A 22548-nucleotide genomic window follows, 5' to 3' on the forward strand; every position below is an offset into this window, starting at 1 on the left:
GAATGAACGAATTTTTGGGGGAGGAAACAAAACAGCCAGTTTTAGCCAGCCACCGCGTCAGCGGTTTCGTTCAACAAAGGAAACCTTCGAGCTTATGCCAAAGGAAATCATGGCGTATTACAAGACCTGCGGGATAACCCTTAGTGACAGTGAAGCACAGCAGCTTTATGCGGATACTGAGGGATGGATCAGCGCCCTGCACCTGATCATGCTGGAATACGCAGCCACGGGCAGCTATACGCCAGCCGAAAGCATCTATAAGCTGATTGAAAAGGCTGTATATATACCGCTTCCGGATGATATAAAAGAGTTCTTGATTACGCTGTGCATTTTTGACAGCTTTACGCTTAAACAAGCCACATATATGTGGGGGCAGGAAAATGCCGGTCGGTTCCTTGACCGGCTCACCGGTAATAACTCCTTCGTTAAATATGACAGCAAGTTTAAAACCTATCATATTCACACCATCTTCACAGAATTCCTGAAAGAACTGCTTGAGAGAAAAGAGGTAAGCAATCAACAAAACCTTTATAGAAAAGCGGCACAGTGGTTCATGGAAAACGGTGATTACCCCTCAGCCCGGCGATATTATTATGAGAGCGGGGATTTTGACGGTATTTTGCTGGCCCTGGAAGCGGACAGATCTAACGATTATACCGCTTTGAACAAAGAGCTGCTCACAAAGTATATGGCCGAATGTCCGGAGGAGATCAAGTCCCGGCACCACTATGCGCTGCTCATCTATGCCATGTACTTGTTTGTCCACAAAGAGCTTGAATTGTTTCATAAAACATGCGATGAACTCAGGGTCAATATAGAAAGGGATGAAGGCCTGGACCCCGGCATGCGAAACAGGTTTCTGGGCGAATATGAGCTTTTGCTCAGTTTTGCTGAATTCAATGACCTGAAAAAAATGTCGGTACGACATCAAAAGGCCTGGCAATTGTTGAATCAGCCGACATCCATTTATGATACCGGAATGAATTGGACTTTTGGGTCACCATCGGTATTGAGTCTGTATTACAGAGAAAGCGGCAGGCTCGAAGAGCATATAAGAGATTTAAAAAAGGCCATGCCTCACTTTAACCGTCTCACAAAGGGACATGGTTCAGGTGCGGAATATGTCATGGAGGCCGAAAGCTGCTTTAATCAGGGTGATTTTGAAAATGCTGAGATTCTGGCGGAAAAGGCATTGCTTAAGGCGAAGTCAGGTAAGGACGAAAATATTGTTTTTAGCGCACAATACTTTCAGATACTTATTGCTTTCATGAAAGGTAATTTATCCAGGGTAATGGAGCTTATGAATATAATTCATGAGTATATGCCGGACACAAACGAGTATTATTTTATCCATACGGTTGAAATCTGTGAGGGCTGCATCTACGCCTACCTTGACCAAACGGATAAACTACCTGAAAGGCTGCTGAAAGTTGATTTTGGCAATCCCCGGCTGAGATTTCCCGCATATCCGTTTTTTAATGTCATGTATGGCAGGGCGCTGTTAATCAAAGGAGAATACTTAAAGCTGATTGGCAGTGCGGAGCATTTTATCTCCATAGCCTCTGTTTTTTCCAATCTGCTGGGATATATTTATACATACATTTATCTGGCGGCAGCATATAGAAAGATATTCAGGGAGGATGAAGCGCTGTCCAGTCTGAAAAAGGCCCTTGATGTTGCCATGCCGGACAAGCAGTACATGCTCTTTGCGGAAAACTGTGATTACATTGCACCCCTCCTTGAGAAAATTGCCGCAGAAGGCAGTTACCGGGAGGATATTGCCAAAATATTGACACTGTATAAGACCTTCAAGAGTTCCAAAGAGCAAATGATTAAAGAATATTTTACGGAACAAAAGCCCAAGCTTACCCTAAGGGAAATCGAGGTAGCCCGTCTGGCGGCAGCGGGAATGACCAACATCGAAATAGGAAGACAGCTTTTCATATCGCCCAATACGGTAAAAATGACGTTAAAATCCATCTATGCAAAGCTTTCCATCAATAACAGGGTACTGTTGCAACAGCATTTGAATGGCCTTGGTTTGTAAAAAACTTAAAAATACTACCCGATGGGTAGTATCATCTCAAAAGGATCCACTATATCATTTTGGTATAGTGGGTTTTTATTTGTACGGAGGTGATGCTTCATGATTAGAATAAAAGGTGTCATACCGAAGAGTGGCTGCCGTTTGGAGGTACAGCTTGAAAACGGCAGCAGCATTATACTGGATTTTTCAGACAGGCTGCATACCGTCCGCTTTGGTTTGCTTACCGACAGAGACTTTTTCCGGCGTGCAGTCACAGATGGCGACTTTGTCAGGTGGGATAACAAAATCGAAATATCCGTCAGCGAGATATTTCAACTGGCACAAAAAGAAAAATTCCCGTCCGCATGACGGTGGACAACCACTGTTTATCATAAGGAGATAATAAAGGAGGTTGAAGGAAATGAAAATAGCAAGCAGAATCCTGCTGTTTGCAGCAGGCATGGTCTTGGTACTGGCTGTAATGTTTTTCGGAGGCGGTACGGCCTTGGCCCAAGGCGGATTTGCAGGTGGTACAGGTACTTTGGAAGACCCCTGGCTGATTGAGACCCCTGAGCAGTTGGCCAGGATTGCGGAAACGGTTTATAGCGACAGCCATTTCAAATTGAATACCGACATTGACCTTACCGGTTACCTGTCGGAGGGAGGCGGCGGCTGGAATGATGGCGCGGGCTGGGAGCCCGTCGGCACGTGGATCGACGTATCGGATCCGGGTAATCCCTTCACCGGTAGTTTCGACGGTGGCGGGCATACCATCAGCAACCTTTACATCAACCGGGATGAGACGGAGGGTGTGGGACTATTCGGTTACACGAATGGCGCTGTCATTAAAGACGTGAGGCTGGAGAATGCTGATATTACCGGTTATTGTTACGTCGGCAGCCTGGTGGGCTACAATAAAAACAGCACTATTGACGGTTCTTCCACTGATTCGGTGGTAATACAGGGCTATGGGTCAATAGGCGGCCTGGTGGGGTACAATCGTGAAGGCACGATCATTAACTCAAATGCCGCAGGCAATGTAACCGGTACTTTTTATACAATCGGCGGCCTGGCGGGCAGCAATGCTTTGGGAGAGATTACTAACTCATACGCCGAGGCTGTTGTACAAGGGGATTATATGGTCGGCGGCCTGGTGGGAGATAACTCTAACGGAAGCATTGAAAGCTCTTACGCTACAGGCACTGTGTCGGACATTGCTGTCCCAGATCCTGAAAGCGAGGGATACTTCGGCGGATTGGTAGGGCGTAACACTTACGATGGAACGATCACCGATTCCTATGCCACGGGCAATGTAGACGGCACTGTTTATGTCGGCGGCTTGGCGGGAAGTAATAAAGACGGCGGAATTATCACCAACTCTTACGCCACCGGTGATGTGACCGGCGCCAATCATGTCGGCGGTCTGGTGGGGTTCAATTTTCTGGATGACTATCTTTTTTACGATGATCCCCAGATTAACGGCTGCTATGCCAGAGGCGCCGTGGCAGGGACTCAATACATCGGTGGTTTGGTGGGGGTAAATGACGGCGGTAAGATTACTCAAGCTTACGCTGCCGGCGCTGTCACCGGCACTGATTATGTCGGCGGTTTGGTGGGGAGTAATAACAGTCCCATTACCTCCATTACCGGTTCTTATTACGACAGTGAAACCACTGGTTCGGAAACCGGTGATGGTGAATCTAAAACCACAATTCAGATGCAAACCCCTGTTACTTTTATTGATTGGGATTTTGCCGCGGTCTGGGGAATAAATCCGGAACAAAACGGCGGTTATCCTTTCTTTAGATGGCAGGCGGAATACACAGATGCCCAATTTGCCGGCGGCACGGGCGAGGCTGCAACACCATATCAGGTGGCGGCGCCGTGGCAGCTAAACAATGCAAGACTTTATCTGGATAAGCATTTTATCCTGGTGGCAGATATTAACCTGTCCACTTACCTATCGGCAGGAGGTGGAGGTTATAACGAGGGTGAAGGTTGGGAGCCCGTCGGTACAAGTGAAAATCCTTTCACAGGCAGCTTCGACGGCGCCTGGTATGCCATCAGTAACCTCCTTACAGATAAGCCGGGGACCAATTATGTGGGTTTGTTCGGTTATGTAGGCGAGAATGGCGAAATTCGTAATCTGGGTCTCGATAATGTGGATGTCACCGGCGGAGATTACGTTGGCGGTCTGGCAGGGTTTAACTACAAAGGAACAATTACCAACTCCCGCGTTATGGGCAGTGTTAACGGCTTCGACACTATCGGCGGCCTGACCGGGCAAAACCAGGGTACCGTTACCGGTTGCTATGCCATAGTTGATGTTACCGGCGCCCAAAACGCTGGCGGCTTATCGGGATTAAACTTCCAAAGTGACATCGAAAACTCCTACGCTGCAGGCACTGCAAATGGTGATTATTACATTGGCGGGTTGGTAGGGTATAACTACTCAAGCGGCAGTATCACTAATTCTTACGCCACAGTCGTTGTCGAGGGCAATAGTTCAGTCGCCGGGCTGGGAGTGAACGATGACGGTACGATCACCAGTTCATTTTGGGACACCCAGACATCAGGTCAGTCAGGCGCTTCCGGCGGCACAGGAAAAACTACCGCGGAAATGAAACAGCAAACTACTTTTACGGGAAACGGGTGGGATTTTGATAATATATGGGAAATTAATGTGGGCACATATCCTTATCTTTCATGGCAGACCGATAATTATGACTTTGCCCCTCCTGTCTTTGCCAGTGTTTACCCGCAGGCTGACAATGTTACCCATAATGCATTGGACCTGCTGCTTCAAATAGATGAAAACGCCACCGCTTGCTACGTGGTATTGTCCGATGAGGCCGCTGCGCCCACCGCCGCCCAGGTCAGGGCAGGTACCGGCGCTGATGATGAAGTGTTGGATGCAAACCGTAAGGGAAGCATCGGGCTAACGACCGGCACGGAAGAAACGGTATCCATTACCGGACTGGAACCGGAAACGTCCTACCATATCTACGTGACAGCCGAGGATGCCGCCGGCAACCTGCAGCCTGATTTGCTGATGGCCATGACGGCGGTGACTACGATAGAAGCGTCAGACACCACCGTCAACATTGCAGCTATCCCCGGCGTAACCCCTCCGGCAACTGGCGGCGTTCCGGTGACAACTATTAATGAAACAGAGCAGTACACCGGAACCATAAGCTGGGAGCCAGACCATGACCCGATCCAGGGGGAAACGGTGTATACAGCTGTTATAACCTTGACAGCTAAAGAAGGCTTTACTTTTAATGGCGTGGCTGCCGGCTTCTTTACAGTAGCGGGAGCCGAAACAGTGACTAATGAAGTCAATTCAGGAGTTGTAACGGCAGTATTCCCGGAGACAGCAGCAGTACCTGAAACGCAATATATCACAGTAACGTCCACCGGCCCGGTGAACGGCGCCACGGGTGTATCGCTGACGCCGACCGTTACCATAACCTTCAGCGAGAACATAGAGGCGGACAGCAGTTACGGCGGCATTACGATGAAAAACGCCGGAGGCGGCACCGTAGGCATCAGCAAAAGCATCAGCGGCAAAGTATTGACCATCACCCCGGACAGCAGCCTCTCCTATAGCACCACTTACACGGTAACCGTACCGGTGGCAGCCTTAAAAAGCACCGCCACGGGGGCTAACCTGGAAGAACAGTACCAAATCAGCTTCACTGTCCGGTCAGCGCCTTCGGGTGGAAGCGGAGGCAGCAGAAGTAGTACACCTGTTTACAATGCCGCGATTACAGGCGGCAGTGCTTCGGGAACCGGCTTATCGATTGATGTCAGCACCCGGCCGGGCAGCGCAGTGGTTAACCTGGGAGAACAGGCGGGAGATATTCTGGACGGTGAAGGAATTACGGTCATCACAGTACCCACCATCCCCGGAGTGAATAATTACACTTTGGAAATCCCCGGTTCTTCACTGTCCGGTACTTTAGGGGAAAACATCCTTACCTTCTCTACCGATTCCGGCAGTATTACTATACCGGACAACATGCTGTCCGGCACCGGATTAGAGGATAAAGGCGATATAGGGATTACCATAGGCGAAGGAGATAAATCCGGATTGCCGGACTATGTGAGGGATGACATTGGCGACAGACCCATTATCCGGCTTACCCTGACTTTGAACCAGGAGCAAACCGACTGGAACAATTCCGATGCCCGGGTTACGGTATCTATACCCTATCAGCCCACAGCCGATGAGCTTGCCAACCCCGAGCATATCACGATATGGTACATAGACGGTGCGGGCAATGTGGTGGAAATGCCCAATGGCCGCTATGACCCCGGAACCGGAACCGTAACCTTCAGCACTACCCATTTCAGCCGGTATGCAGTGGTATATGTAACCAAAACCTTTGACGATCTGGAAAGTGCTGTATGGGCTAAGAAGCCCATCGAAGTTCTTGCCTCTAAAGGCATATTGAAGGGCATATCGGAAAAGGAATACGCCCCACAGACAAATATAACAAGGGCGGACTTCCTGTATTACCTGGTCAGAACCCTGGGAGTTGATGCAAGGGTTGACGGAAACTTTGATGACATAAGCCGGGACGCCTATTATTACAAAGAGATAGGCATAGCTAAAAAGCTGGGTATCACCCATGGTACGGGAAACAACAAATTCAGCCCTGACGAGAGCATCACAAGGCTTGATATGATGGTATTGGCAGAGAGAGCGCTAAGAATGTTGGAAAAGCTTGAAGTGCAGGGTACGGCTTCAGACCTTGACAGGTTTGCCGACAAATCACTGATAGCGGACTATGCCTCAGATAGCATAGCCTCCGTTGTCAGGGAAGGATTGATCGTTGGCAGCGGCGACAGGCTTAATCCCCTTGGCCATACCACAAGAGCGGAGGCAGCGGCGTTCCTGTACAGGATATATAACAAGTATTGAACTTCAGGTTAGGTAGAAGGATTGGCTTTTGGGCGCATTGCCCGGCATAAATATAGTTACTCTGGAACAGAATTTGGCTAAAGCCTGTGCAGCTTGCTGTAGAGGCTTTTTAGCTTTATGCCCTGGATTACATACTAAAGCCGATTGCCAAAGAGCGCTTTGTACGTCTGTAATTTGACTAATGTGCGCTTATTTTTTTTTGGTTCGTATCGCATATGGGAGAATTTTGGGAGAATCGGGTGGTACAATGGGATACAGTTCAAGTAAGTATCGAATGAAAGGGGCTGGAAAGTAGGATGGCGAAAAAAAGGCAATGGAAAAAAGCAGGGGTTATCTTAACTGTAATGGTCTTATTGATGCAGTTGATTATACCGGCTGGCGGCGTTTATGCTGAAGCAGCTGCTGCAGCTCAACCCCCTGGAAGTGGAATGGAAGGAGACCCGTATCTGATTTCAACACCTGGCCATCTGTTATGGATGTCCGAAAATAATACCAGTAATTGGAGCTTTGACGGGAAGTATTTTATACAGAAAGCGGATATTGATATGACTGGGATAGACTTTTTGCCAATAGGGGATATGTGGAATTATTTCGCGGGCAAATATAATGGGAACGGTCATAAAATTTCTAATCTGTCCATAGATGCCGGCACTCGTACTGGTGTAGGATTATTCGGTTGTATTAAAGGGAACCAAACACTGGTAAAAAGCCTGACACTTGAAAATGTTACTATGATCAATAGTAAGACAACAGGGACATATAATTACGTTGGCGGTATTGCCGGTGAAAATGAAGCTACTATTGAATACTGCAATGTAACGGGCACAAGTACCATTTCTGCAACCGGTAATGCTATGGCCGGAGGTATTACAGGTTACAGTGCGGGTGGAACGGTAAGGAATTGTTCAAACTCAGCCGATGTTTTCACTAACTATACCGGCGATGGAGGTTCCCGCTCTGCCGGTGGGATAGTTGGAGAAAATGCTTCCTTCAGTGTTATAGAAAATTGTTTGAACACCGGAAGTATTACTCTGGGTTCTGCCACTTCAGCAGAGGCCGGCAGTGGTGGAATTACCGGTAAAAACTATAACAGCTATGGAGATCAGGGTACTGTACGATATACTTTGAATTTAGGTACTGTTACCAAAACCGATAATGGTCAGGCAGGCGGGATTATCGGCTATGATGAAGGCGGGATAACTACTTCAACTTACTTCCTGAGTAGCGCAGCTCCCAATGGAATTGGTTATGATGCTGCACTGGCGGGAGCAACAGATACTAATGCTGAGCCCCAGACTGCCGAAAATCTAAAGGATGTCAATACCTATACCGGTTGGGATTTTGACACGGTTTGGAAGCTGGACCCGCCGGTTAATAACGGATTTCCTCATTTGATTCCGCTGCTGCCGGAATTTGACGGTATTTCTGCGGAAATCGGCAATGACATGGGGGAAACGTTAATTAACATTGCGGATACTTTAGGGATCGACAACCGCCTGGTCATTAAGTTTGCCGAAGCGCCGATAGCAACACCTCTGTACGGGTCGGCGGCGCCGCAGGGCGAAACCGTAACAGATCCATATACATCCGGCCAAAACTTCAGTATCGATGCTGATGTCTATAAATATATTGGTGTATATGAAGTTAATCAAACTGATGAAGTAGTCAAATTCAGCGAGGTTACGCCAAACGTCAGGTATATGGAGGGACTTGGCACTGAAGAAGCCCCGTTTCAGGTTACCAATGCTCTTCAGCTTTCGAGGGTATATGGTAACCCCGATGCTTATTACAGGCTTATGGCCGATATTGATATGACCGGAATTTCTGACTACATTCCAATAGGCACAGAAAGTTTACATAGGTTCAATGGAACATTTGACGGAGACAACCATATCATAAGCAATTTGACATTAACCAGCGGTGATTACTCTTATTTAGGACTGTTTGGACAGATTGGCACCGGGACTGTTAAAGACCTGGAATTGAAAGATGTCTCAATAACCAATACACAGGCATGGCCGGACGGAACCGGAGGTTTAACCGGCTTGAATACAGAAGGGACAATTTCGGATTGCCGGGTCACTGGAAACAGTACCATTACCGGTGGTGCATCAGTAGGCGGTATAGCCGGTGAACATGATGGCGGCAGCATTGCTCAGTGCTCGAATAATGCAAGTATTGCAGCCAATGAAGATTCTTCCTATTATGTGGGCGGCATTGCCGGTGGATACTGGGGAGGCAATATTACAGACTGTTACAATACCGGTTCTGTCACAGGGGTCGATGGCGCTGAAACAGGGGGCATTGTCGGTGAAGCATGGCCATGGCCAGACGATTTCATCAGAAATTGTTACAATACAGGAACGGTTAGCACCGGCTCTAGTGTAGGAGGTATTGCGGGATATTGTGGCGACGGCATTCTGGAGAATACTTATTTTCTTGATACGTCAGCAGAATTACCTTATGGTGCCGATGACACGGGAAGTGCACAGGCAGTGGCCAGGACTTCTGCGGAGATGCAGGACCAGAATACTTACGCCGGCTGGGATTTTACAGCAATTTGGGCTATCGACAGTGATATCAATTCCGGGTTTCCCTATTTGCAGGGGGCCCAGGAGGAATTAACTCCAGTAGGGATAACCGGCAACTGGGCAGACAATGCAGCTGCAGTTGAGGGCACTGACTATTCCGTAATTGGAGCTGTTTATACCATTAAAACAGCTACAGGGCTTGCCTGGTTGGCCCAGCAGGTGAATGGCGGGGATTCGTTCAGTGGTAATACGGTTGAACTGGAACGTGATCTGGATATCTCAGGCCATTATTGGACACCTATTGGAACTGCTCATCCCAACTATTATTCATTTGCCGGTATTTTTGACGGAAAAGGCCATAAAATTACCGGACTCTATATTGGGACCAGTGTTGAGTCACCTGGTACAAATGGCTTTGAGGGACTTTTTAGCGTTATTGGCAGTGATGGTGAAATAAAGCGCCTGGGTGTTGAAGTGGCAGCAATATATGCCGGTGCCGGTGAGTATGGCGGAATACTTGCAGCAGTCAATTACGGTGAAATAACAGATTGTTATACAACAGGAGAAATAGTCGGCGCTAACGGTGCAGCATTTATTGGCGGATTAGTTGCCTCCAATGAAGAGGGGCTGATAGCAAACAGTTTTTCTACAGCTAATGCATCAGGCAATGATTACGATACTTTGCCTCCCGCAGCCGGGGGATTGGTCGGCAGAAATACGGGCAGCGGTGACTATGGAGTTATTGTCAACAGTTTTGCCACAGGTAATGTCAGTGTAGGTTCAGGCTCATTCGGAAATACCGCTTATGCCGGCGGACTGGTTGGAGTAAATGAAAACAAAGGCAGGATTGAAAACTGCTTTGCCGGCGGAAACATCACCGGTGGAGCAACTGCAGGAATTGGCGGAGTGGTTGGCTTTCTGCATAACGGCTTTGATGAACTGGTGCCTAATGCGAAGAATATTTACTGGAACAGTGATGCAGTCCATACGCTAAACGGCAGCGCCTTAGATTTGGCTGATAAAAAAGGCGCCGGTGAGATGCTGGTTGGTTTGGATACCACAACATCTAAGACAGCAGACGATATAAATGCCGCCGCTTTTGTTACTGAGCTCAATAACAATATAACCGAGAGCACGTCTGTGCCAGATATTGTCTATTTGGCCTGGGGTCCGGATGAGGCTAATGAAAATAACGGTTATCCTGTAATAACTGATGAACCTGTCAACACAGGTACACAGCCAAGCGGCGGCAGCGGCGGAGGCTCCACCGGTGACACCATCTCTGTAGAACAGGATGGCTGGAGCACTCAGGTGCCCGGAACAATTTCTACAGATACCGATGGAGAGAGGACTACTGCAACAATCAAGGCTGATGATGCGGCTATCCGGAAACTCGTGAACGCCGGCGCCAAGGGAACCGTGATTACCCTGCCGGTAAACAGCGGCGCCGATGTCGTTATCGGTCAGTTAAACGGGCAGACCGTGAAAACCATGGAACAGAGGGAAGCTGTTCTGGAAGTCAAAACAAGCAATGTAACCTATAAATTGCCGGCATCGGAAATAAATATTGATGACATAAGCAAACAATTGGGCCAACAGGTTGAACTTAAAGATATCAGGGTAGAAGTCACCATAGCCGCACCTTCCGCAGATACAGTCAAAATGGTTGAGGATACGGCTAATAAGGATAACTATCAAATAGTTGTCAAACCGGTAGAATTTAATATTACCTGCACCAGCGGCGGCAAAACGGTTGAAGTCAACAAATTCAATGCCTATATTGAAAGGGCCATAGCCATACCGGATGGGGTTGATACGGCCAAAATCACTACTGGGATTATCGTGGAGCCTGATGGAACCACAAGACACGTGCCAACAAAGATAACTGTGGTCAACGGCAGATATTATGCTGTCATCAACAGCCTGACCAACAGTACCTATTCAGTCATATGGCATCCCCTGGAGTTCAGTGATGTAACCGGCCACTGGGCCAGGGAAACCGTCAACGATATGGGCTCAAGAATGGTCATCAGCGGAATTGGCAACGGTATGTTTGACCCTGACCGTGATATCACCAGGGCTGAATTTGCGGCTATTCTGGTAAGGGGACTGGGCCTGCAGCCGGGAGAAGGGAGCAAGAGCTTTAAAGACGTGGATTCTTCCCAGTGGTACTCTGACTACATCAAAACGGCTTATGAATACAAGATTATCTCAGGCTATGATGCAGATACCTTCGGACCATCGGATAAAATCACCCGTGAACAGGCAATGGCCATGACAGCCAGGGCAATGGCAATCACCGGGCTGCCGGCGGATATTTCATCAGGTGAAACAGATGAACTTCTGGCCGGCTTTACAGATGCAGTCCAGGCGGCAGATTACGCCAAAGACAGCATAGCGGCATGTGTAAAGACCGGAGTTGTCTCCGGCAGAAGCAGCGCTATAGTTGCTCCGAAGGATAACATAACGAGGGCCGAAATTGCGGTTATCATCGGGAGACTGTTACAGAACTCGGACTTGATATAACTATAATCAAACGGCTTTTGTGTACGAACGTCAGGCAATTCACTGCCTGGCGTTTTCTTAATTGGTGCGCCCGGGCATGGGCGCAGTATAACGGGTGAAACACCCGAATTAGAAACGATAAAATTTTATTGTAAAACAATAAAATATATGTTAATATCAAATTAACATTAAATAAGTGAGGTGCTTAGCGTGAAACGAGAAACCCTCTTTTTAAAGGTAGTTGTTTTTCTTATTGGAATTGCGGTTCTTGCTTTGTGTATCTTTGGGTTGCCTGTGTTAGCCGAATTTGAAGAGTGGATTCCTGAGCTGGCTTATTTGCAATATCCCTTTTTAACCGGTGTGTATGCAGCGGCGATACCGTTTTTCTTTGCTCTGTATCAGACTTTAAAACTTTTAAGTTACATTGACAAGAACGAAGCCTTCTCGGAGCTATCGGTAAAGGCTTTAAAGAACATAAAATACTGTGCAATCACAATCAGTATCTTGTATATGGTAGAAATGCCAGTCTTATTTCTTATAGCACAGGCAGACGATGCCCCAGGTCTGGTAGCGCTCGGATTGGTCATTATTTTTGCTTCATTCGTGATTGCAGTCTTTGCCGCTGTCCTTCAAAAGCTGTTAAAAAGTGCTATCGATATAAAAACAGAAAATGATTTAACGGTTTGAGGTGAATAACATGGCGATTATAGTAAATATTGATGTTATGCTGGCTAAAAGGAAAATGAGTGTCACCGAACTTTCGGGGAGGGTTGGAATAACAATGGCTAACCTTTCTATATTGAAAAATGGAAAGGCAAAAGCGATTCGATTATCAACCTTAGAGGCGATTTGTAAGGCTTTAGAATGTCAGCCTGGAGATGTTTTAGAATATAAAAGAGACGAAGACAGTCTTTGAAATAGTTTGGGGATATTATAATTATTTTGAGAGGTTATTTTATGTATGATATTGTAATAGTAGGGTCAGGCCCTGCGGGATCTACCTTGGCAAGATTAATTGGTGACAAATATAAGGTTTTATTAATAGATAAACGGGACCTGGAAAATGAAAATCCTAAAAACCGCACAACTAAATGCTGTGGAGGATTATTAGCCCCCGATGCTCAGGAAATGGTTGCCAAGTTGGGTTTAGGGATACCTAAAGATATTCTGGTTGATCCGCAGCTTTTTGCAGTTAGAACCATTGATCTACCTAATAAGATAGAAAGGCTATACCAGAGATTCTATTTTAATATGGACAGGGATAAATTTGATAGATGGCTGGTTTCTATACTTCCAACCGGAGTTGATAAAAAGTTCAACTCATTTTTTAAAAACTTTGCTGAAATTCCAGGAGGATATGAAATCAGATATATTTTTAATGGACAAGAAATATCTGCAAAGACAAGAGTTATTATAGGCGCTGATGGTGCTCTTTCTAGGATAAGGAAATCCATTACTAAAGATACTCCTGAAAAGTACATTGCAATTCAGGAATGGTTTGAGAGTACAAATTATATCCCCCATTTCACAGCAATTTTTGATGAAGAAATAAGTGATTTCTACTCTTGGATAATACCAAAGGAGAATTATCTTTTATTAGGATCAGCCCTTAGACCTAGGGAGAGCACTTGGAAAAAGTATGATATGTTGAAAACAAAACTAAGACAGTTAGGCTTTAATTTTGATACCAAAATAAAAACAGAGGGGGCATATATCTATAGGCCTAAGAAGGTATCACAGCTTTATGTAGGCAGGGATGGTATAGCCCTGGTTGGAGAAGCTGCAGGTGCGATTAGCCCTAGCTCTGCAGAAGGAATCAGCTACGCATTAAAAAGTTCTTTATATTTAGCTCAGAGTCTTGAAGAGGGAATAGATGGATTTTTGGATAGATATAAACAGAAGGTTAAGGATATCAAGTTAAATTTACTCATTAAAAATTTAAAATCCCCAGCTATGTATAATCCTTTTCTTAGACAGTTAGCTATGAAATCAGGTTTGCGAAGTATTAAACAGTGATAATGGTTAATCTGACAATTATTACGGGAGGTATAACTATGGAGATTAATAATCCGGTTATTGAAAATATTGCCAACCCCCATGAGCTGGAGAGAATGTTTAGAAAAGAACCCGAAGCTTTTAAAAAGTCATTATCATCCGCCTGGGAACAAAACCCTGATTCGCAGGTTCTGGCCGTTTGGTATGAAAGATTGCATTTCAGGGAGATGGCAAATACAGAAAAAGCTTCCTTGCTTCAGAAAGATTTCTTAGCCATGGGCATTTTAGCGATTCTGGCCGGGATAAGCACCAGGATAATTTTGCATTTTGTCGAACAGCAGGCAATAGCCCCTATTAACCTTGTTTTTGGGATACTTCCCTTTATTGCCGCCTATTTTGTATACAATAATACCCCCAAAAGAAATGTTCTTTACACCCTTGCAGCGTTATTCCTAATCACCGGAATTTATATTAATATGCTGCCACTGGAGGAAAAAGACAGTATTATCCTGGCTTATCTACACCTTCCCGTTTTTTTATGGGTATTATTAGGGCTTGCATTTACAGGAAATGAATATGGTATAGGCAGCACAAGATTAGCCTATCTTAAATTTAATGGGGAATTTTGCATACTTTACGCCAGCATGGCAATCAGCGGAATGCTGCTAGCAGCATTAACCATGCAGTTATTTAGATTTGTCGGCATGGATATCGAGGAATTCTATTTTAGAAATGTCGTTTTATTTGGTGCTGCCGCGCTCGCTGTTGTGGCTGCATACCTGGTCTCAAAGAACCTTAAACTTGCTAAAAATATTGCGCCATATATAGCCAAAATTTTTAGTCCCCTTGTAATGGCCACATTATTGGTCTATCTTATAATGGTTATTTGGGTCGGGAAAAATCCATTTTTGGACCGCGATTTCCTCCTATCCTTCAACGGGGTACTCCTTATTGTATTAGCGGTCACCATTTTCTCCATTACCGAAAGCGGCACAGACGAGAAAAAGAGCATTTCTGATTATATAAATTTCGCCCTGATTGTTCTTGCTCTTATCATTGACTGTGTGGCTTTATCAGCCATAGTGTTCAGGCTTTCTTCCTATGGGATTACGCCCAACAGACTTGCTGTTTTAGGGGTAAACATACTTATCTGGGCCAATCTGATTTGGATTATGCTCTCCTATATGCGTTTTCTGCAAAACAAAACCGGACCTTCAACCATCCAAGATGCCGTTACTAAGTATTTGCCGGTCTACGGACTTTGGGCAGCTTTCGTTACATTTACTTTTCCTTTAATTTTTTATTAGAATGAGTAGGCAGCAGGATTTTTTATCATCTAGAGGCCTGGATGCAGTCTCCTCAGAATGCTGATTGAAGTATTCTGAGGGATTTTTTATTACCCGCATTTAATCCTGCCTAAAGTTTACTTAGAGTATGATGCATTTGTAAAAAATTAACTTGAAAAACTGTCAAGATAACTGTTTTAAGTATAAATTTTGAAACATAAAATGCGATGGAGGCTAATTAATAGATGCTTTAACCTCTAAAAGGGCAATGCCCTATCCGAGTTTTGTTGAAAAAGAGGTGAGCCATACGGAAAAGGAAACGGGAGGCACAGCAGAAATGCCTGCCAAAGAGCTCATAGAGACACCTGAAGAAGGACCGCCAGATGAACCGCCAGAAGAACCGCCAGATGAACCGCCAGAAGAACCGCCAGAAGAACCGCCAGAAGAACCAACAGAAGAAACTGTAAAGCAGCTGGCCCAACAGTATAGAAAATTTCTTGCCGACGGCATGATCCTGCTTTTTACGTTACTTGTTATTTATTTGGGAGTGGCATATTATTTTAGGGACCATTTTTATATTGGCACTGAAATCAGTGGCATAGATGTTGCAGGAAAGACTGTAGAGGACGTACAGGCACTAATGGCAGCGGAACTTAATGCTTATACCCTGAACCTGAAAGAACGGGGGGGTAAAATTGAACAGATAAAAGCTGGTGATGTGGGCTTACAGTTTGCTTCAGAGGGAGAATTTAAAGAAATTAAAGACAGTCAGAATTGTTTTAAGTGGATTTTAGGGTGTTTGCTAACTGAAGACTCAAAAAAGACAGTTGCCTTAAAATATGATGAGAAGCTGCTGCAGGAACGAATAGGCCGGCTGTCCTGTTTTAAGCCGGAAAATATAATTGAACCTGCAAATCCTGGCTTTAAATATGTGAATAACAGTTATGTAATTGTGGATGAAGTCATTGGAAACAAAGTGGATAAAGACCTGTTATACTCTCTGGCAGCGAGTGCCATGAGTAATCTGGAAGCTGAAATAGATTTGGAAGCAATGGGCTGTTATATAGAACCACAATATGATTCCAAGTCACCAAAAGTCATAGAAGTCAAAAACATCCTTAACAGGTATATTGCCACAAAAATCACCTATACTTCCGGAGACATTACAAAAACCCTGGACGGATCCCGGATAAATGAATGGCTTACAGTCGATGAAAATTTAAATATTATAGTCAGTGAAGAAAAGGTAAACGGTTATGTGAGTGAACTTTCCGCTGCTTTTAACACAGTTGGTAAGACAAGAAGTTTTACTGCATCATCAGGAGAAACAATCACAGTCAGCGGTGGTGATTATGGAAGGTCTGTAAATAAGGTTGAAGAAACCCAATTCTTACTCTCTGCCATCAGCAAAGGGGAGACCACAACCAAAGAACCGGTATTCAATCAAAATACTTTTTCCCAGGGCAATAATGATCTTGGAAATACCTATGTGGAAATATCCCTGGCAAACCAGCATTTATGGTTTTACAAAAACGGCTCTCTAATAGTACAGGGAGATACTGTTACAGGAAATGTAAGTCAAAATTATGCAACCCGTAAAGGAGTTTTCCGCTTAAAATATAAATCAGGAAATGTAATCCTGAGAGGCCCGGATTACGCTGTCCATGTAGACTTCTGGATGCCCTTTGACGGTGGTATAGGGATGCATGATGCTACCTGGAGAAGTGCGTTTGGACGTAATATCTATCTGACAAACGGTTCACACGGCTGTGTAAATCTGCCATACAATGTAGCCGAAAAGATATTCAACAATATTACGTCAGGTACTCCTGTCATTTGTTATTAGCTACTTGCACAAAATCACTTACATGATAATTTTAAGCCCCCTGTGAAAATTGCTCCCAGGGGGCTTATTTAATTTGGAGACATTTATGAACAATTTTGATTGACATTTACAGGTTACAAATGTAAACTATACATACAGGTTACGTCTGTAACCTGTATGGTGGGTTCCAATATAACCAATGTGGCGGGCTGTGCAACCCAAAAGGAGGGGCAGATGTGAGTACATTAGTTTCCAGGATTACAGATTCTGAGCTGGAGGTTATGCGGGTTTTGTGGCAAGCTGATGGTGAACTTTCCCTGGCAGCCATAAGAAAAACCCTGGAGCAGACCAGTAACTGGGAAACATCTACAATAAAGACCCTGCTGCGCAGATTGTGCAACAAAGGGGTGGTTGCAGCAGCAAAAAAAGAAGTATACTATTACAAACCCCTGGTCAGTGAGGAGGAATATACCGAATATACAACTCAGAGTCTGATTGACCGCTTATACTCAGGCAGCGCCAAAAACCTGGTAGCATCCCTTTTGGGCAGCAAAAAGCTTGATGACAAAGAGATTGAGGAGCTGCGCACGCTGTTTAAGGTAGGTGATGATAGGGATGAATGAGACAGTCAGGTTATTACTATCACTCTCCTTATCGGGGAGCATTCTCGGTCTGCTAATCCTGGTCCTTAAACCTTTGATAAAACACAGGGTCCCCAAATCAATCCAATACTATATATGGCTGATTGTGTTATTGAGGCTGGTGACCCCGTTTTCTCCGGAAAACAGCCTCATGAATGATGTCTTTTACAGCAGCGGTCCTGCAGGAGAGACCAATCCTGCAGGCGTACATAATCCTGAGGAAGTAAACAGTCAAACCGGTAACCAGTCCGGTATCCCCTTCGGTGTTCGGACTGGGGGCCGTACCGGTGAGCATAGCGGCATTTCGTTAACAATACCCAATATTAAGGATAATGCAGACCGCGGGGTTTATAACAATGATGCTGACCACATCAGGTATCTTCAGGACTTATTTACCCAGTATGTTATATACCTTTGGTTACTGGGGGTTGTCATCGCAATTACGGTAAATTTAGCCGGATATATAAGGTTTTTGCACTGCCTGAGGCAGGGATACAGGGAAGCCACGGATGATGAAAACAGCCTGCTGGCCGCCTTATTAAGGGGCCGAAAACGGGTAAGGCTGCTGCGTAATAAGTTTGTGCCCACGCCCATGTTAATTGGTATTTGGAGACCTTGTATAATTATTCCTGATGTTGATTTTGATGAAAAACAGCTAAAGAACATTTTACTGCATGAGGTCACACACCTGCGCCGTTTTGATATCCAGGTAAAATGGCTGACCATGACAGCTGCTTCCATTCACTGGTTCAATCCCCTGGTGTACCTCTTTAAGAGGAAAATCAATCAAGCCTGTGAACTGGCCTGTGATGAAGCAGTTATCAACAATCTCAGTCCGGCAGAAAAACAGGCTTATGGTGACACCTTAATCTCTGTGATAGCAGAGCATAAGTACCCTGTGGGGGTCCTGCAGGCGACCATGAGTGAAGAAAAAAAGAGTTTGCAGGAAAGACTGGTGGCTATTATGAAGCACCATCAGAAATCAAGGCAGATAATTATTTTATCGGGGGTTTTATTAGCAGTTTTCCTGTTCGGTGCGATATATCTGGGCGCCGGAGTGGGGACTGGAGCAGCTTCACCGCCTAACCTGTATATTGCCGCAGAAGGGGGAAAAACCAAAGCAGCCCTTAAAGGCAGTTATTCCTGGACAAATGGTAAACGACACATTCAGGCCGATTCCGACCACCCCGTCAATTTCGTATATAGTCTGGATAACACCGTTTCCGTAACAGGTAAGGAACAGCTTATTCTTGATACCCGGAAAACAAAAAATGATAAACAGTATGACTTTACCATTGAGGATTTAACTGTATATAAAGACAAACAGCCCGTAGATTTTGCGGCTGTAGAACCGGGCTTTATGAACAGAAGCCTATATCTTCAGGCGCCGCCGAACCCGGGAGAATACATCTACGTATTGATATTAAACATTAAGGATGATAAGGGTAAGGCTAAGGGAACTGTCAGCTACGGACTTGTTGTCAGAGTAGATATGATGACCTACAATCTGGCTGAGTATCCCAGGGAAGTTATTGACCTGGTGGAAAATAACCTGGAAATTATCATGTCATCTCCTAAAGAATCATCTAACCCAATGGATTACATCAAAGCTCATCAAAACGAATACGAAGCCATTATTAAATACAGCTATAGTTATAACAATGAAGAAGTACTAACTTACATGCTTTCTCAATTTGAAGAAGGAAATGCAGAAGGTTTGCGCGGGCATCTTTTGATGGGGCTATGCAAGGAATTATTAGGTGAAAGAAATAATGTAACAGATGAGTCTTTATCACCTATGCAATGGTATGAACAATATGACTTTCTCACTTGAAATGGGATGGTTTGATGTGATATCTAATATTATGGTATAATTAGCCGATAGTGCGAGCTGCGAAGCAGCACGCTAAGGCGTGATGTTTCCTCTTGAAAATGGAAGTAATTCTGTTTTCATTAGTAAGTTATTAACATATAGTAGGGAAATCCTATCAGGTAATACCTAACCAGTAGCCTGTACCTAGTCCTTGGAGCCGAAATGGTAACATTAGGTTTAAGCGTAGGGCGGGGAGCAAACGAGCCGAAACGAAAGTGAAGCTATTGAGCCACGAAATTATTATCTAAACGAAGAGGTCGATGCCATTATCGTGGTAGCAGACAAGATTATGCAAATCGTAATGGTGAGAATTGCATGACTCTTCCGGGGTCTGAGGGCTTGGCGAGTTTGATGTGAAGAGCCGTATGCCTTAATAGGGCACGTACGGTTCCGTCGAGGAGCATGGGCGGTAACGCCCATGTTTACTCAAGATAAATATGATGAGCAGAAAATGTTAAAGGAGACATAAAATTAATGTTATTTAAGGAATTGAACATCATTGATCCTATCCTGGAGGCCCTAACAAAAGAAGGGTATACCGAACCTACACCGATTCAGGAACAGGCTATTCCTGTTATCCTTGACAAAAGAGACCTGATTGGATTAGCCCAGACCGGGACCGGTAAGACAGCCGCCTTTGCTGTTCCCATCCTGCAGATTCTCGATGCTGGGCCTAAGAACGTCCAAGGGAAGCGCGCCCTTAAAGCGCTGATACTAACTCCAACCCGGGAGTTGGCCATTCAAATCGGTGAGAGCTTTACAGCGTATGGCAGGAATCTTGGTTTACGGCATACTGTTATTTTTGGCGGCGTATCCCAGGTATCACAGACCGACTCTTTAAAGGCAGGGGTAGACATCCTGATTGCCACGCCGGGTAGGCTGCTTGACCTAATGAATCAGAAATACATTAACCTGCGGCATATCAAGATGTTCGTGCTTGATGAGGCTGACCGCATGTTGGATATGGGATTTTCCCATGATGTTAAAAAAGTTGTTGCCCACTTGCCTGAGAGAAGGCAAACAATACTATTCTCCGCCACTATGCCCCGGGAAATTGCTAAATTGGCCGGGGATATTTTAGAAAATCCGGTCAGGGTTGCTGTAACGCCCACCTTATCTACGGTAGATGCTATTGAGCAAACCGTCTATTTTGTGGGGAAAAAGGACAAGAAACAGCTGTTGATACACCTGCTCAAAAACAGAGCCGTTGTCTCCGCATTGGTATTTACCCGTACCAAGCATGGCGCAGACAAGGTAACCAGAAACCTCATTAGAGCCGGGGTACAGGCCGAGGCTATTCACGGCAATAAATCACAAACGGCCAGGCAGCGGGCTTTGACAAAATTTAAAAACAGGGAGACCAGGGTTTTGGTGGCGACAGATATCGCGGCCAGGGGCATTGATATCGAAGAATTGTCCCATGTAATAAATTACGATTTGCCTAATGTGCCGGAAACGTATGTTCACCGCATTGGGAGAACCGGCAGGGCCGGTCTGGCCGGGGTGGCGCTTTCTTTTTGTGATCAGGAAGAAAAGGCATATCTCAAGGACATCCAGAAGCTTATTGCCAAGCCAATACCGGTAATTGAGGATCACCCCTACCCCCTAAGCGAAGATTCGCCAATGCCCTCCAAGGATATTCCCCCGCAAGCGGCTGTGCGCCAGACCGGGAAAATCGGGTATTTTAGGAGAAGCGGAAAAAAGAAATGCGGAAAATAATCAAGTGATTATAAGCTGGTGTTTTGGACAACCACCCCTGCTTTTTAATCGGACTTGAACCATTGAAAAGGTGAAGAAGACTACATTGGGATTGCAGCGCCCATATGAAATTGAAAGGATGTAAAGAAATCGTTGATTGAATCCATTCTTAATCTTGGTACAAGAGCATCGTCGTATAAGGACATTTTTAAATGTGATTATAGCAAATTTATTAAGCTTATTTGCGGGAGGATACATAATTACCGTTCTTCCGATATAACGAGAGGGGAAAGATGATGACTAACCCAATTGTAAAGCGCTATCAGGACAATCCTATATTAACCAAAAAAGATATACCTTATCCTGTACACACCGTACACAATGCAGGTGTAGCGAAGCATAACGGTAAATATTACATGCTTTTCAGGTCACACCTGGATACCGGACGCTCTATAATAGGTTTGGCTGAGAGTGATGATGGGTATAAATTCAAAGCACATGATAAGCCATTTCTCATCCCTGCAAAAGATGGATTTTTCAAGGAATACGAAGCACATGGTGTTGAAGACCCTCGTATTGCTTGTATAGAAGGTGAATATTATATAACATACAGCGCTTACTCAAAGCACGGAGTAAGAATAGGACTGGCAAAAACCAATGACTTTAAATCAATTGAAAAAATATCCTTGATTACCGAAGCTGACTATCGAAATACCGTCCTTTTCCCTAAAAAAATAAATGGGCGATATGTAAGACTGGATAGACCACACTCCGAAATCTCCCCCTGGTCAATATGGATTAGTTATTCAAAGGACTTAATATACTGGGGTGAATCTGAACTAATTATGAAACCTGAGCCTTATCATTGGGATGAGATGAAAATCGGTCCAGGGGCTACTCCTATAGAAACAGATAAAGGGTGGCTATCGATATACCATGGTGTTTTCCCGACTATGTGCGGTTCAGTTTACAGATTAGGTGTTGCCTTGCACGACCTCGAAAATCCTGCCAGAATACTTGGCGTTAGTGACAGTTGGATTTTACAGCCTGAGGACCCATGGGAAGTAACCGGGTATGTTAATAATGTTGTGTTTACTTGTGGCGCTGTTCCTGAAAATGACGGGACAGTTAAAATATATTGGGGAGCCGCTGATTCAGTGATGTGTGTAGGAACCGCCCAAATTGATGATCTCATAAACTGCTGCCTGAATAATGCCAGGCCGCCTATACCTGTTTAAACA

The 22548-nt window shown here is 45.1% G+C and carries 13 protein-coding genes; all 13 read left to right on the plus strand.

Annotated elements, in window-relative coordinates; genetic code table 11:
* The coding region (locus Ga0451573_RS04235) for a LuxR C-terminal-related transcriptional regulator (protein WP_231682642.1) at window positions 1–2047 on the plus strand (2047 nt) is incomplete at its 5' end.
* A 99-nt stretch (window positions 2048–2146) separates the two neighbouring features.
* The gene (locus Ga0451573_RS04240; RefSeq protein WP_231682643.1) at window positions 2147–2395 is read left to right on the plus strand and encodes a DUF2442 domain-containing protein; all 249 of its coding nucleotides are present in this window, start codon (window positions 2147–2149) and stop codon (window positions 2393–2395) included.
* A 52-nt stretch (window positions 2396–2447) separates the two neighbouring features.
* On the plus strand, window positions 2448–6953 hold the full coding sequence (locus Ga0451573_RS04245; protein ID WP_231682644.1) for a GLUG motif-containing protein: 4506 nt from the start codon (window positions 2448–2450) through the stop codon (window positions 6951–6953).
* A gap of 296 nt (window positions 6954–7249) precedes the next feature.
* On the plus strand, window positions 7250–12010 hold the full coding sequence (locus Ga0451573_RS04250; RefSeq protein WP_231682645.1) for an S-layer homology domain-containing protein: 4761 nt from the start codon (window positions 7250–7252) through the stop codon (window positions 12008–12010).
* Window positions 12011–12199: 189 nt separating this feature from the next.
* A complete protein-coding gene (locus Ga0451573_RS04255; protein ID WP_231682646.1) occupies window positions 12200–12676 on the plus strand; it encodes a DUF2975 domain-containing protein in 477 nt (158 codons plus the stop codon).
* 10 nt (window positions 12677–12686) lie between these two features.
* Window positions 12687–12905 carry a helix-turn-helix domain-containing protein gene (locus Ga0451573_RS04260; RefSeq protein WP_231682647.1) on the plus strand — a complete coding sequence of 73 codons (219 nt, stop codon included), beginning with the start codon at window positions 12687–12689 and terminating at the stop codon, window positions 12903–12905.
* 41 nt (window positions 12906–12946) lie between these two features.
* Window positions 12947–14005, plus strand: a complete 1059-nt coding sequence (locus tag Ga0451573_RS04265) for an FAD-binding protein (protein WP_231682648.1) — start codon at window positions 12947–12949, stop codon at window positions 14003–14005.
* A gap of 38 nt (window positions 14006–14043) precedes the next feature.
* Window positions 14044–15291 (plus strand): DUF4153 domain-containing protein, encoded by a 1248-nt coding sequence (locus Ga0451573_RS04270; protein WP_231682649.1) that lies wholly within the window; start codon window positions 14044–14046, stop codon window positions 15289–15291.
* 316 nt (window positions 15292–15607) lie between these two features.
* Window positions 15608–17116 (plus strand): L,D-transpeptidase family protein, encoded by a 1509-nt coding sequence (locus Ga0451573_RS04275; RefSeq protein WP_231682650.1) that lies wholly within the window; start codon window positions 15608–15610, stop codon window positions 17114–17116.
* Between the two features lie 215 nt (window positions 17117–17331).
* On the plus strand, window positions 17332–17718 hold the full coding sequence (locus tag Ga0451573_RS04280; RefSeq protein ID WP_231682651.1) for a BlaI/MecI/CopY family transcriptional regulator: 387 nt from the start codon (window positions 17332–17334) through the stop codon (window positions 17716–17718).
* Entirely contained in the window at window positions 17711–19570 is a 1860-nt protein-coding gene (locus Ga0451573_RS04285) for a M56 family metallopeptidase (protein WP_231682652.1), read from the plus strand. The genes Ga0451573_RS04280 and Ga0451573_RS04285 overlap by 8 nt, the downstream gene beginning before the upstream one ends.
* A gap of 513 nt (window positions 19571–20083) precedes the next feature.
* Window positions 20084–21328, plus strand: a complete 1245-nt coding sequence (locus Ga0451573_RS04290; RefSeq protein WP_231682653.1) for a DEAD/DEAH box helicase — start codon at window positions 20084–20086, stop codon at window positions 21326–21328.
* Between the two features lie 272 nt (window positions 21329–21600).
* Window positions 21601–22545 (plus strand): glycoside hydrolase family 130 protein, encoded by a 945-nt coding sequence (locus tag Ga0451573_RS04295; protein ID WP_231682654.1) that lies wholly within the window; start codon window positions 21601–21603, stop codon window positions 22543–22545.
* The last annotated feature ends 3 nt before the right edge of the window (window positions 22546–22548 follow it).

It is taken from the genome of Phosphitispora fastidiosa, from assembly GCF_019008365.1.
Taxonomy (GTDB): Bacteria; Bacillota; Thermincolia; order Thermincolales; family UBA2595; genus Phosphitispora; species Phosphitispora fastidiosa.

Excerpts from the sequence above, each read along its gene's own strand:
- Ga0451573_RS04295 (WP_231682654.1), top strand. The coding sequence starts at position 21,601 with ATGATGACTAACCCAATTGTAAAGCGCTATCAGGACAATCCTATATTA.
- Ga0451573_RS04240 (WP_231682643.1), top strand. The coding sequence starts at position 2,147 with ATGATTAGAATAAAAGGTGTCATACCGAAGAGTGGCTGCCGTTTGGAG.
- Ga0451573_RS04260 (WP_231682647.1), top strand. The coding sequence starts at position 12,687 with ATGGCGATTATAGTAAATATTGATGTTATGCTGGCTAAAAGGAAAATG.
- Ga0451573_RS04250 (WP_231682645.1), top strand. The coding sequence starts at position 7,250 with ATGGCGAAAAAAAGGCAATGGAAAAAAGCAGGGGTTATCTTAACTGTA.
- Ga0451573_RS04275 (WP_231682650.1), top strand. The coding sequence starts at position 15,608 with ATGCCTGCCAAAGAGCTCATAGAGACACCTGAAGAAGGACCGCCAGAT.
- Ga0451573_RS04290 (WP_231682653.1), top strand. The coding sequence starts at position 20,084 with ATGTTATTTAAGGAATTGAACATCATTGATCCTATCCTGGAGGCCCTA.
- Ga0451573_RS04270 (WP_231682649.1), top strand. The coding sequence starts at position 14,044 with ATGGAGATTAATAATCCGGTTATTGAAAATATTGCCAACCCCCATGAG.
- Ga0451573_RS04245 (WP_231682644.1), top strand. The coding sequence starts at position 2,448 with ATGAAAATAGCAAGCAGAATCCTGCTGTTTGCAGCAGGCATGGTCTTG.
- Ga0451573_RS04285 (WP_231682652.1), top strand. The coding sequence starts at position 17,711 with ATGAATGAGACAGTCAGGTTATTACTATCACTCTCCTTATCGGGGAGC.
- Ga0451573_RS04265 (WP_231682648.1), top strand. The coding sequence starts at position 12,947 with ATGTATGATATTGTAATAGTAGGGTCAGGCCCTGCGGGATCTACCTTG.